This window comes from Photobacterium carnosum, assembly GCF_021236965.1.
Taxonomy (GTDB): Bacteria; Pseudomonadota; Gammaproteobacteria; order Enterobacterales; family Vibrionaceae; genus Photobacterium; species Photobacterium carnosum.
In genome coordinates this window covers 25490-39021 of record NZ_WMDN01000002.1, presented here as the reverse complement: position 1 = coordinate 39021, position 13532 = coordinate 25490, and the positions used below count along the sequence as shown (strand labels likewise).

The 13532-nt window shown below is 39.8% G+C and carries 14 protein-coding genes; 6 read left to right on the top strand and 8 right to left on the bottom strand.

Annotation, left to right across the window (positions count from 1 at the left end):
* Nucleotides 1–4: 4 nt before the first annotated feature.
* From GLP24_RS02070 to bolA, 8 genes are all read right to left on the bottom strand, one after another.
* Nucleotides 5–1030, bottom strand: coding sequence for an FAD:protein FMN transferase (locus tag GLP24_RS02070; RefSeq protein WP_101767339.1), 1026 nt, complete (start codon nt 1028–1030; stop codon nt 5–7).
* 161 nt (nt 1031–1191) lie between these two features.
* Nucleotides 1192–2415 carry an NADH:ubiquinone reductase (Na(+)-transporting) subunit F gene (nqrF, locus tag GLP24_RS02065; protein ID WP_152653953.1) on the bottom strand — a complete coding sequence of 408 codons (1224 nt, stop codon included), beginning with the start codon at nt 2413–2415 and terminating at the stop codon, nt 1192–1194.
* Nucleotides 2416–2438: 23 nt separating this feature from the next.
* The gene (gene nqrE, locus GLP24_RS02060; RefSeq protein ID WP_045037580.1) at nt 2439–3035 is read right to left on the bottom strand and encodes an NADH:ubiquinone reductase (Na(+)-transporting) subunit E; all 597 of its coding nucleotides are present in this window, start codon (nt 3033–3035) and stop codon (nt 2439–2441) included.
* A gap of 7 nt (nt 3036–3042) precedes the next feature.
* Nucleotides 3043–3675: an NADH:ubiquinone reductase (Na(+)-transporting) subunit D gene (locus GLP24_RS02055; protein ID WP_036795778.1), complete on the bottom strand. Its 633-nt coding sequence runs from the start codon at nt 3673–3675 to the stop codon at nt 3043–3045.
* Complete coding sequence (locus GLP24_RS02050) at nt 3668–4459, bottom strand: Na(+)-translocating NADH-quinone reductase subunit C (RefSeq protein ID WP_232575910.1); 792 nt, start codon at nt 4457–4459, stop codon at nt 3668–3670. Before GLP24_RS02050 ends, GLP24_RS02055 begins: the two co-directional genes overlap by 8 nt.
* On the bottom strand, nt 4449–5693 hold the full coding sequence (locus tag GLP24_RS02045) for an NADH:ubiquinone reductase (Na(+)-transporting) subunit B (RefSeq protein ID WP_193435446.1): 1245 nt from the start codon (nt 5691–5693) through the stop codon (nt 4449–4451). Before GLP24_RS02045 ends, GLP24_RS02050 begins: the two co-directional genes overlap by 11 nt.
* Before the next feature lie 3 nt (nt 5694–5696).
* A complete protein-coding gene (locus tag GLP24_RS02040; RefSeq protein WP_232576877.1) occupies nt 5697–7037 on the bottom strand; it encodes a Na(+)-translocating NADH-quinone reductase subunit A in 1341 nt (446 codons plus the stop codon).
* A 546-nt stretch (nt 7038–7583) separates the two neighbouring features.
* Nucleotides 7584–7898: a transcriptional regulator BolA gene (gene bolA, locus GLP24_RS02035; RefSeq protein WP_232576878.1), complete on the bottom strand. Its 315-nt coding sequence runs from the start codon at nt 7896–7898 to the stop codon at nt 7584–7586.
* 150 nt (nt 7899–8048) lie between these two features.
* On the opposite strand from bolA, the gene GLP24_RS02030 reads away from it, so the two are divergent.
* The 6 genes from GLP24_RS02030 (at nt 8049) to GLP24_RS02005 (ending at nt 13502) form a co-directional block, all read left to right on the top strand.
* Nucleotides 8049–9173: a methyltransferase gene (locus GLP24_RS02030; RefSeq protein WP_232615458.1), complete on the top strand. Its 1125-nt coding sequence runs from the start codon at nt 8049–8051 to the stop codon at nt 9171–9173.
* Between the two features lie 80 nt (nt 9174–9253).
* Nucleotides 9254–9829 carry a YajG family lipoprotein gene (locus GLP24_RS02025; RefSeq protein ID WP_101767344.1) on the top strand — a complete coding sequence of 192 codons (576 nt, stop codon included), beginning with the start codon at nt 9254–9256 and terminating at the stop codon, nt 9827–9829.
* On the top strand, nt 9829–10380 hold the full coding sequence (locus GLP24_RS02020) for a peptidylprolyl isomerase (RefSeq protein ID WP_232615457.1): 552 nt from the start codon (nt 9829–9831) through the stop codon (nt 10378–10380). The genes GLP24_RS02025 and GLP24_RS02020 overlap by 1 nt, the downstream gene beginning before the upstream one ends.
* 53 nt (nt 10381–10433) lie before the next feature.
* Nucleotides 10434–10802, top strand: coding sequence for a hypothetical protein (locus GLP24_RS02015; protein ID WP_232576882.1), 369 nt, complete (start codon nt 10434–10436; stop codon nt 10800–10802).
* 179 nt (nt 10803–10981) lie between these two features.
* Nucleotides 10982–12370, top strand: coding sequence for an AmpG family muropeptide MFS transporter (locus GLP24_RS02010; protein ID WP_232575914.1), 1389 nt, complete (start codon nt 10982–10984; stop codon nt 12368–12370).
* Between the two features lie 307 nt (nt 12371–12677).
* Nucleotides 12678–13502, top strand: coding sequence for a nucleoside-specific channel-forming Tsx family protein (locus GLP24_RS02005; protein ID WP_232598831.1), 825 nt, complete (start codon nt 12678–12680; stop codon nt 13500–13502).
* The last annotated feature ends 30 nt before the right edge of the window (nt 13503–13532 follow it).

The following is a 13532-nucleotide window of genomic DNA, read 5'->3' as shown; positions in this document are numbered from 1 at the left end:
TCTATTATTTTTTATCTACGTATTGCTCAAAAGTCTTTGATTTGTATTCAATAAAGCCATCTTTGGTCTTTACAATCAACATGACTGGAATATTTTCTTGGTTTGCAAGCGCAATTGATTCATCCTCTCCCATTACCGAGAAGGTTGTCGCATAAGCATCCGCCGTCATGCATGATGACGCAATAACGGTTACAGACACGACATGATTATCAATCGGACGACCCGTTTTAGGGTTAATCAAGTGTGAGTAGCGTACACCATTCTCATCAAAGTAATTACGGTAATCACCTGATGTTGCAATCGCCATATTGCCCACTTGCAGAATTTCTTGCACTGCACGCTCATTCTCTACTGGTTTTTCAACTGCAATCCGCCATAAAACATTGGCTTGATTTTTACCTTGCAAGCGTAATTCACCACCAACATCGACCATGAAATTTTTAACGTGTAAGTCATCTTTTAGATAATCAGCAACAACGTCAACCCCATAGCCTTTCGCAATTGAAGATAAATCAACATAAAGCTTAGCTTCGTCTTTTACTAATTGATTACCCGCTAACACTTGCAGATGCTGATAACCCACTTCAGAAAGACGAGTAGTCACATCTTTATCAGTTGGAATTGATTCTGGACGCGCTTCAGGACCAAAGCTCCATAAATTAACCACAGGCCCAACAGTGACATCATAAGCACCATGACTAACGTTAGAGATACGTAATGCTTCAGTGATTACTTTTGCTGTCGCTGCTGAGACTGGAAAAGGTTTATTCGCTGGTGATTGATTAAATAGGCTTAATTCAGATTGTGGACGATAGGTCGACATTTGATCATTAACCAACTCTAAACGACGATCAATCTCTTGTTGGATCACTTTCGTTGTTGGTAAACCATCTTGATTAATTATTTTAATTGAATAATAGGTTCCCATTGTCGAGCCATTAATAGTGATTTGCTGACGCTGATCACCACAGCCGGCAAGCGCTAACAATGCTGTAACCACAACTACAGCCCGAATAAGGAACATTTTCATTCAACTACTCCAATGAAATAAAAGGTAATTTTTACTCTAGCGACCATAGTTAGTCATCACTAACTGATAATAACCACAATAAAAATAACATTACTATTCATTAATAATGAAAAAGGCTGACCTTAATAGGCCAGCCTTTTTTCAAGGCGAAGGGCTAGTAATTAGCCACCGAAATCATCCAATAGAATGTTTTCATCTTCAACACCAAGATCTTTCAGCATGCTGATAACAGCAGCATTCATCATTGGTGGACCACACATGTAGTACTCACAATCTTCAGGTGCTTCATGATCACGTAAATAGTTTTCATAAAGAACGTTGTGAATAAAGCCAGTGTAGCCATCCCAGTTATCTTCAGGCTGTGGATCAGACAACGCACAATGCCATACAAAGTTAGGATTTTCAGCTGCTAATGAGTCAAAATCTTCTTCATAGAACATTTCACGCTTAGAACGTGCACCATACCAGTAAGACATCTTACGCTTAGAGTGTAGACGCTTAAGTTGGTCGAAGATATGAGAACGCATTGGCGCCATACCTGCACCACCACCGATGAATACCATTTCATTTTCAGTATCTTTAGCGAAGAACTCACCAAAAGGACCAGAAATAGTACACTTGTCACCTTCTTTAAGTGACCAGATGAATGATGACATTTGACCAGGAGCGACATTAGGGTTATTTGGCGGCGGCGTAGCAATACGCACGTTTAGCAAAATAATACCAAACTCTTCTGGGTAGTTAGCCATTGAGTAAGCACGGATGATATCTTCATCAACCTTAGACTCGTAGCGGAACAAGTTAAACTTATCCCAATCGCCACGATACTCTTCTGGTACATCAAAGTCTGAGTATTTAATGTGGTGAGCAGGCGCTTCAATCTGAATGTAACCACCAGCACGGAAAGGTACTGTTTCGCCATCTGGAATTTGAAGCTTAAGCTCTTTAATGAAAGTTGCTTTGTTATCGTTAGAGATAACTGAACATTCCCACTTCTTCACACCAAAAATTTCTTCTGGAAGCACGATTTCCATGTCAGATTTAACGTTAACCTGACACGCTAGACGTTCGCCTTCACGTGCTTCACCTTTAGAAATATGATCAAGTTCTGTTGGTAGAATATCACCACCGCCAGATTTGATTTTTACACGACACTGACCACAAGAGCCACCGCCACCACATGCTGATGATACAAAAATACCGTTAGCAGAAAGTGCTGTCAGTAATTTACCGCCCGCACTTGTGGTGATCGCTTTTTCTGGATCGCCGTTTACTGAGATAGTAATGTCACCTGATGGTACTAGCTTAGATTTAGCGAATAAAATCACTAAAACTAGAGCCAGGATAATCAAGGTAAACATGCCTACGCCAAGAATAATATCCATTGACTATTCCTTCCTTATCCTGATTACAGCTGTACGCCAGAGAAAGACATAAAGCCTAACGCCATAAGACCAACAGTGATAAAAGTAATACCTAAACCACGAAGACCAGCTGGTACATCTGAGTATTTCATCTTCTCACGGATACCCGCAAGCGCAACAATTGCCAACATCCAACCAACACCAGAGCCGAAGCCATAGACAATTGATTCTGTGAAGTTGTAATCACGCTGCACCATGAAAGATACACCACCGAAGATTGCACAGTTAACTGTAATCAACGGTAAGAAAATACCTAGTGCGTTGTATAGCGGCGGGAAAAAACGGTCAAGAACCATTTCAAGGATCTGAACCAATGCCGCGATAACACCGATGAACGTAATAAAGTTCAAGAAGGTAAGGTCAACACCTGGGAAAATCGCACCATCTTTAAGTACATAGTTGTACACAAGATTGTTTAACGGTACAGATAATGTAAGTACTACGATTACCGCAACACCTAGACCAAAAGAGGTCTTAACTTTCTTTGAAACAGCTAAGAAAGTACACATACCCAAGAAGAAAGATAATGCCATGTTCTCGATAAAGATCGAGCGAACCAATAGGCTTAAATAATGTTCCATATTCCTCTTACTCCTTCGCTTCTATTTGTTCTGGACGGAAAGTACGAATAATCCAGATCATGAAACCAATTAGGAAGAACGCAGAAGGAGCCAATAGCATTAGACCGTTCGGGTGATACCAACCGCCATCAGAAGCCAGTGGCAATACCTGCATACCAAATAACTTACCAGAGCCTAAAAGCTCACGGAAGAAAGCAACAGTAATCAATACGAAACCGTAGCCTAAACCGTTACCGATACCATCAATAAATGCAGGTACTGGTGCAGATTTCATTGCATATGCTTCCGCACGACCCATTACGATACAGTTAGTAATGATCAAGCCAACGAATACAGATAGTTGCTTTGATACATCGTAAAGGTAAGCACGTAATACTTCGTCAACCACGATTACCAATGATGCAATAATCGCCATTTGCGCAATAATACGAACGCTATTTGGAATTTGATTACGAACTAATGATACAAAAAAGTTCGAAAATGCAGTTACTAATGTCACTGCAATTGTCATTACAAACGCAGTTTCCAGCTTAGTAGTTACTGCTAATGCTGAACAAACACCAAGAATTTGTAATGCAATTGGGTTATTGCTGATAAAAGGTCCAAATAGGATCTTTTTCATTTCTTTAGTATCAGCCATTATTCAGATCTCCTGCACGTAACTTAGCAAGGTAAGGACCAAAGCCCTGTGCACCGAACCAGAAATCGAAGGTATGCTGTACGCCATTACTTGTTAGCGTTGCACCAGAAAGACCATCAACACCGTGCTCGCCACCTGCAGGCGCGCCACCTTTAAGAATCTTAATTGCAGGTTTGAAGTTCATATCGTACAACTTCTTACCAACAAACTGCTCACGCCATGTTGGGTTTTCAACTTCACCACCCAATCCAGGAGTTTCCGCCTGATCGTAGTAAGTGATGCCGTCAATAGTATTACCATCAGTTGCAACAGCAACGAATGCATACATCATTGACCATAAACCGTTACCGTGAATAGGTAGGATTACTTTAGTTAACGTACCAGCTGCATCTTTAACAAGATAAACAGTCGCCACATTTGCACGACGAATGATCTTTGCTAAATCTTCGTTAGCTGGAAGTTTGATAGATTCTTTATCATTCTTCGCTGCGTCACGTTGATTATATTTAGCTGCATTTTCACCAGCAACTTCAGCCACATAATTACCAGTCTCAATGTTAACCAATTTAGGTTCAATGAAATCCGTATATGTTTGCTGAATGTTAGTGTCTTTATTTAATAAACCTGCAACAGCAAGAATATTGCGTTGTACGTCAAGTACGGCATTCTCTTGTTGTTTTGGGCGTAGAACCACTGCTGCTGTAGATACGATGATTGAACACACAAGGCTCAATACTACAACAAAAATCAGCGTTCTTGAGAAGCTATCCTTATTACTTGCCATGACGAGCCAGTCTCCGTTTGATGTTGCCTTGAACAACTAGGTTGTCAAATAGAGGTGCAAATAGGTTAGCAAATAGAATCGCTAGCATCATGCCTTCTGGGTATGCAGGGTTAACTACACGTACCATTACAGCCATTGCACCTATCAGTGCGCCGTACCACCATTTTGCTTTATTGGTGAACGCAGCCGACACTGGATCTGTCGCCATAAACATCATACCAAACGCAAAACCACCTAGAACTAGGTGCCATTGCCAAGGCATATTAAACATTGGGTTAGTATCAGAACCAATGATGTTAAATAGCGTTGCAACAACGATCATACCGATCAATGTACCAGCGATAATACGCCATGAAGCAATGCCCATAACAACAATGAATATGCCACCAATAAGGATAGCGAGAGTTGATACTTCACCAATTGAACCTGGAAGATGACCAACGAATGCGTCCATCCAAGAGATTGATTGACCAGTAATAGTGTTAACTACGTCTGCTTGACCACCTTGAGACCACTGACTTAGCGGTGTCGCGCCAGAAAAACCATCCGCCGCATTCCATACTAGGTCGCCAGAAATCTGACCTGGGTATGCGAAGAATAGAAAAGCACGACCAGCAAGTGCTGGGTTAAGGAAGTTACGACCGGTACCACCAAAAATTTCTTTTGCGACAACGACACCAAAAGTAATACCTAAAGCGGCTTGCCAAAGTGGTAGTGTTGGCGGAACGATCAAAGCAAATAAGATCGAAGTAACAAAGAAACCTTCGTTAACTTCATGCTTACGTACCATACAGAACATTACTTCCCAGAAACCACCTACCGCAAATACAACTGCGTAGATAGGTAAGAAGTAAGTCGCACCCAGTAGCATTTTGCTACCCCAACCAGCAGTCGCTGATAGAGTACCGCCTAACATCTGGGTAAACCAGTAATGCCAGTCAGCAGCAATTACTGCTGTTAGTTTGTCTGCTGTGTATAAATGGTTAAGACCAGCAATAGCTTGATCACCCACGTTATACATACCCCAGAACATCGCAGGGAATACCGCAAACCATACCATGATCATGATACGTTTAAGGTCAATACTGTCACGAACGTGCGCAGATGAACGCGTCACTTGTCCTGGCGTATACATAAGAGTGGCAAACGCTTCATACAACGCAAACCAACGCTCATGCTTACCACCTGGTTCAAAGTGGTGCTCGATGCCTTCGAGGAAATTCTTGAAACCCATGAATTACCCTTCCTTCTCAATTTTGTCCAAACACTCACGCATCATTGGACCAAACTCATATTTACCAGGACACACGAACGTACATAGTGCTAGATCTTCTTCATCTAGTTCTAGTAGGCCCAATTGTTGTGCACTGTCAATATCACCTGCACAAATGTCGCGCAGTAATAGTGTTGGTTCAATATCAAGTGGCATTACTTTTTCGTAACTACCAATTGGCACCATGGCACGTTCACTACCGTTAGTCGTTGTTGTCATGTTGAACAACTGACCTGGGAAGAACTGGCTCATGAAAGCACGAGTAACAGAAAACTTGTTTTTACCAGGAACAATCCAGCCTAAGAATTCTTTCTCATAGCCTTCACGTAATGCAGAAACTTGTAAGTGGTAACGACCAAGGTATCCATGAACACCTTCAGCTTTAACACCATTAAGTACTGAACCTGATAGCACACGCAGTTGACCAGGCATCATTTCTGAATCAGTTAAGTCAGAAATAGAAGCACCGATTTGCGTACGTACTAAACGTGGATTAGTAACCACAGGGCCCGCAAGTGCAACTACACGACCAGTGAAAATTTCACCAGTAAGGAATAACTTACCAAACGCAATCACGTCTTGGTAATTAATGTTCCATGCAATGTTCTTAGCGTCTGCACCGAACAACATATGAATATGTGTGCCGGCTAAACCTGCTGGGTGTGGACCATTAAATACGTGCTCTTCAACATTAGCTGCAGTTGAACGAGGCAGGCTTGCACCTGATTTACACACGTAAACTTTGCCACTAGTCAAACGAGAAAGCACAGTTAAACCAGCAATGAACGCTTCACCTTGTTCATTAATGATAACTTCTGGGTTAGCCGCTAATGGATTGGTATCCATTGCAGTAACAAAAATCGCTTTCGATTCAGAACCAACAGCAGGTACTTTACTGAACGGGCGCGTACGAAGCGCTGTCCACATACCTGATTCAACTAATTGATCAACCACAACCGCACGGCTTAACTGTGCTAATTGTGTTGCTTCATACTTGTTAAACGTAATTTGCTCATCACCTTCTACATCAATAACCACTGATTGTAGAACGCGTTTAGCGCCACGGTTAACTTCTATTACCTTACCACTAGCTGGTGCAGTGAATTTAACACCAGGATTCTTCTTATCTTCAAAAAGAATCTGACCTTTTTTCACTACATCCCCTACGCGAGTATGCATTGTAGGACGCATACCAACATATTCTTCGCCAAGCAAAGCGACTTTAGAAATGGCATTACCATCGTGTATCGTCTGGGCAGGAGTCCCGGAAATTGGGATATCCAAACCCCTTTTTATTGTAATCATACGCACTTGCACTACATTAAAGGGAAAAAAGAATTTTCATATTGCGTAATTAAGATACTACGTTCCTTGGCCTGATATCGATGAACAGGCAGTGACAACAATCACTGAACGACTCCGTATCGCAACATCCAGTTAACTACTTCGCTATAAACACTGCTGCGCGAGTAATTTTTCAGCCCGCGATTCTACCATTAATTAACTCATTTTTTCTATGGCAATCCTTCTAATTACGTGTAAAAACCACATAACAAATAAGACGCAATAGGTTTGTTAACTAATAAATATGATCAACTGCACATTTACGGGATCTTTTTACATAAATATGAAATATGAAATATGACAGTATATTTAACAATATTGCAAAAAATACCACTCGACAACACAGGATATCAACATAAATACAAACTTATCATCAAGCCTGTGATGGTCAGTACTATTTTTACTATTCCATTAACATTTTCACAACAACCATAATCAACACTGTAACTTATTAAAAACGTCATAAAAATTCATTTTGTTAATGACTTTATAATACTAACATCTTTATCATTTATCTAATGTTGAACCACCATGACATTTTGGAGATACTGGCGCATTAAGTTGTTGCTGCCATTCTAATTCTGTATAAGTATGGATAGCAAGTGCATGAATATGATTTGCTAACTCATCGGCTAAACACTGATTCACCGCACGATGACGGGTAATAAGGCGTTGACCTTCAAATTGAGCACTCACTACCACTACTTTGAAATGGCTTTCTGAACCTTCAGGAACGTTGTGCATATAACTTTCATTAAGAACGTCAAGATGCACAGGTGCAAAGCTATGATTTAACTTTGCTTCGATTTGGGACTGAATCATAATATCCTCAACTAAAAAAGCAGTTTTTCACCACTAATAATAACAATTCCTTATTATTATGGTGTTAACTTGATAGATTTCCTTTCAAGCGTTTCTCTGTTCTGCGAAAATGCTCTACTATTTCGCCAACATACTCGAAAGTTATTCTTAATGAAACCAGAGCTAACCTTGCACCAACGTACGTTAACGCTAACCCGTTTCCCTGTACGCAAAAATGAAACCCTGCAAGCATGGGATGCCGCAGATGAATACTTGATCAATCATTGTCATACAATAGATATTGATCCTCTACGGCCAATATTAATCCTCAATGATAATTTTGGTGCATTAAGTTGCTGGTTTGCAAACCAAGCACCCGTTACTACAGTGACGGATTCTTTTATCACCCAGCAAGCCATTATTAATAACTTAAATGCCAATAATTTACCGGCAGCCACTATTATTGATTGTCTCGCTGAATTACCCGAAAATCCACAACTAGTATTGATTAAGCAACCTAAAAACAATCGTCTACTTAGCTGGCAATTACAACAACTTTGTCACCTATTACCACAAGATTGTGTAGTGATTACAACGGGTAAAGCGAAAGAAATTCACTCATCAACCTTAAAATTGTTTGAGAAATATTTAGGTACGACCAAAACTTCTCTCGCGGTTAAAAAAGCACGATTGATATTCACTACCGTCAATAAATCACTAGCGATGCCAATGCCACGGCCTACGAGCTGGACAGTACCTGAGCATGATTTAACGATGACTAATTATGCCAATGTATTTTCAAGTGATAGTTTAGATATCGGTGGTCGATTTTTATTAGATTTCATTCCATCAAAACCGCAATATAAAGACATTATTGATCTTGGATGTGGTAATGGTGTGATTGGTATTAAAGCAGCACGCTTAAATCCTCATGCGAATGTGACTGGTGTAGATGAAAGCTTTATGGCCGTTGCTTCTTGCCGTGAAAATGCACAACTAAATCTTGCAAGTACAAAAAACTTCAATGTTATGGTTGCCAACTGCTTAGATGACTTTAATAATCAAAGTGCTGACCTAGTGCTATGTAACCCACCGTTCCATCAAAATAATACTATTACCGATCATATTGCTTGGCAAATGTTCTGTGATGCCCAGCGAGTATTACGTCAAAATGGTGAATTAATTATCATTGGTAATCGTCAATTGCAATATCATGAGAAATTAAACCGCATTTTTACCAAAGTTGATACTATTGGTCATAATGATAAATTTGTTGTATTACGTGCAATAAAATAAACCAACATTTATTGTCGTCTAAATTGATATTTAAACGGCAGTAATTATCTACTTTTACTGATAAGCCAAGGGAATGCTTTATGATCAAAAAATACTTTGTCCTGGTATCAACATTGGTATTAAGTGCATGCGCTGCTACACCACCAGCTCCCCTTGCATTAATGCCTACCGCTGTATTGACTTCACAACCGTGGGCACATAACAAAACACTCAATCTAACCTGCGTTGATCAAGCGCCGAATAGTTATATTGCCGTCATTGATAATGGCAGTACTGAAAATGTAGAAGTGGTCCAGCCACAACAACCACTGTCATTAACATTACGCCACGTATTAGCACAACAACTTACTGGTCAAGGCTTTAGCATTAATAACAATGCAACCTCAACCATGGCAGTTACCGTAGAAAAAGCACTAGTCACAATAAAACAGGGACTGGTGGAATATAACATGCGCAGTGAGCTACAATTGCAATTAACGGTAAATACGCCGAATGGACAGTTTATTAAACACTATTCAGGCAACTCAAGTCGTGAAGATGCACTAACTGCGTCGAATAAAGATATCGCAATAAGCATGAATAAACTCATCAATTCTGTACTCACTGAAGTCGCTAATGACAGTGAACTAAATAAATACCTTACGGAGAACATATAATGTCGCGTTTTTTATTAGCTTTATGCTTATTGGTAGCATTACCCGTTAGTGCTGCGACAAAAGTACTTGTTACAACTAACTTAGGTAACTTTACCGTTGAGTTAAATGAAGCAAAAGCACCGATTACCACTAAAAACTTTTTACGTTACGTTGATGATGGTAGTTATGTCGGTACTATCTTCCATCGTGTCATTCCTGGTTTTATGGCACAAGGTGGCGGTTTTAATCAAGCGTTAAAACAGCGTCCTAGCTACCCGCCAATCAAGAATGAAGCGGATAATGGTTTACCCAATAATATGGCAACCATTGCAATGGCTCGTACTCAAAATCCAAACTCAGCCACCCGTCAGTTTTATATCAATCTTGCAAATAATAATTTCTTAAATACCCAAGGCAACCGAACAGGCTATGCTGTATTTGGTAAGGTAATTAAAGGCTTCCCTGTTGTTGAAAAAATGGCAACGATACCGACAACATCTAACCCACAAACAGGTATGAGTGATATACCCCAGCAACCGATTATTATTGAAGCTATAAAAGTCATTAAATAATGTGATTACGTCATCTGTTATGTGCGTAATCACTCACATAACAGGTGATGTCTATGTTGACACTTGCTTATAATCATCCCGCAATCCCCGCACAAGAACGGCGTTTACAACAGTTTATTGTCGATAACGCACCCATTCTTGCATTCAATGCGATTGCCACCAGCTACGGTGATATTACTTACATTCAACTACAAAATGTATTTAACCATCAATTAGCACAATGGTGGATACTCCCTCATGATAATCCACAACCCGCCAATCAATATGAAGCCAGTTATTGGACTTTAATTCAGACATTAAATGGCATTAGTGATTACCAATTAATGGGAGATAGCTTTATCCAACACAAGGTCGTAACCCTCAGCTGTTATTTACTCAATATTGGCCCCTGCCCCCAAATCGCTACAATAAATCGCCCTTAATATTATTAATTTATCTAAATAACCAATAAGACAGAATTAAACAGTAAAATATTTGTCTGAAAATCATCAAGTCAATGCGTAAAAAACTGAGAGCTGATAAGCTTTCATTTTACGATCAGCATTTTAAGAATTCAGCACACTCGCGACGAGTATTGTTACCTTGATTTCCAGAGGAATATATGGATAAAGCGGCACCTCAACAAAACACTCAGGGCTGGCGCGTTTACGCTAACCCTAAGTCCTTAATCATGTTAGCACTCGGATTTTCATCAGGATTACCGATCTTATTGGTGTTTGGTACTCTGTCTTTTTGGCTCCGTGAAGCCGATGTGAGTAAAACAAGTATTGGTTTCTTTAGCTGGGTCGCTTTAGCTTACGGTTTTAAATGGGCATGGTCACCGTTAGTGGATCGTTTTCCATTACCGATATTTTCACGCTTATTTGGCCGTCGTCGCGGCTGGATGCTATTTTCACAACTTATTATTATTTTATCATTATGCGGCATGGCGTTAAGTAACCCGCAAACTGATTTATTTCAATTCGCTATTTTTGCCATCATGGTCGCTTTTGCCTCTGCCACGCAAGATATTGTTATTGATGCTTTCCGTATTGAACTTGCAACCGAGCGTATGCAAGCAGCATTATCAGCAACCTATTTAGCCGGTTATCGCTTAGCGATGATCATGGCAGGTGCTGGCACATTAGCTTTTGCTGCTTGGTTTGGTTCAGATACTGACTATGATCCTAGTGGTTGGAAAAGTGCTTACTTTATGATGGCGGCAATGATGCTCATAGGCGTTGTCACCACGTTTATTATCAAAGAACCTATCATTGATAATAGTGCCATCAATAAAATAGAAACCGACTACAAACTACAACTTATTGATAAAGGCTATAATAAACACCATGCTAATTTAAGTGCTTGGTTTTATACCGCCGTTATTATGCCATTTCGAGATTTCTTTCAGCGTTATGGTAAAAATGCCCTCTTGATATTACTTTTAATTAGTTGTTACCGCATTTCAGATATTGTCATGGGGGTGATGGCCAATGTGTTCTATGTTGATATGGGCTTTACTAAAAATGAAGTCGCTTCCGTCTCAAAAATCTTTGGGGTAGCAATGACGATTGCGGGTGCTGGACTGGGTGGTATTTTAGTCAGTAAATTTGGTACGCTTAAAATATTAGCGCTAGGTGCACTATTATCAGCGATTACTAACTTATTATTTATTGTCTTTAGCTATGTCGGTAATAACCTTGAAATGCTAACACTGGTTATTTCAGCGGATAACCTTGGTGCAGGTATTGCGACAGCAGCATTTATTACCTTTATGTCAAGTTTAACCAATGTCGCATTCTCAGCAACCCAATATGCGTTGTTTAGTTCGATAATGGTATTATTTCCTAAATTTCTTGCGGGTTTTTCTGGCATCTATATCGACCACTTTGGTTACAATGCTTTTTTCTTAACCACCGCTTTAATGGGTGTTCCGGTATTAATATTAATTCGAATCTTAGCTAATAATTCGGCGCTAAATATTGTTACCAAACCAACCGAATCATCTTAAAGATAATCATATCGCCACGGAAGTTAGCCATAACTCGCTAACTTCCGTCACCGACTTGCTAAAACTCACTACTCTAATTGAGCGTTGTTAGTCTATTAAGACAATTTTAAGTTCATTCTAATCTTTCCTCAGTGGATCAATGTCACATTTTTAGTTAATGTAATCGATTACATTAGATCATGATCACAAATGGTAAAGGATTGCGCAATCGTTTCATTCCCAAACGAGTAATAAAGCACTAGAATCAGCGCCAACAAACGGGGCGGCCAGAATCCACCATCTAGATCAACATGAGCGAGATAACAAGATGCGCAAATCACTAGTAGCATTAAGCGTTTTAGCAGCAACTGCATTACCTTCGTTAGCTAATGCAGCAGATTACTCTGACAACATCCACAAAAATGATTTCAAATGGATGCAGTTCAACTTAATGTACGCATCAAAAGAGCTTCCTCGTCCTGAAAATGCACATTCTGGTCACAATTATCTTGAAATGGAATTTGGCGGTCGCTCAGGAATTTTTGACCTTTATGGTTATGTTGATGTATTTAATCTAGCTAACTCTGATAGCAGCGATAAATATAAAAAAGAAAAAATGTTCATGAAATTTGCACCACGCATATCTCTTGATGCATTAACCGGTAAAGACTTATCTTTCGGCCCTGTAAAAGAACTTTATATTGCAACGTTATTTAACTGGGGTGGTGGCTATACAGCACCAGAAGAAGGTGGTTTTGAACCTGTTAACAACTATTTTGTTGGTCTAGGTTCTGATATTGAAGTGCCATGGTTAGGCAAAATGGGCTTTAACGTTTACTCATTGTATGACATGAACAAAAAAGACTGGAACGGTTACCAAGTATCAACTAACTGGTTCAAGCCTGTTTACACCTTTGAAAACGGTACTTTCATTTCTTACCAAGGTTACATTGATTACCAATTTGGTATGAAGAAAGAATACACATCAGCAAGTAATGGTGGCGTAATGTACAACGGTATCGTATGGCACTCAGATCACTACGCAGTTGGTTACGGTCTAAAAGCTTACCATAATGTATACGGTATTAAAGACTCTGCAGGTCTTAAATCAACAGGTGTTTCACAATACTTCAGCCTATCTTACAAGTTCTAAGCTGACGATATAACACCATAAAAAAAGGCG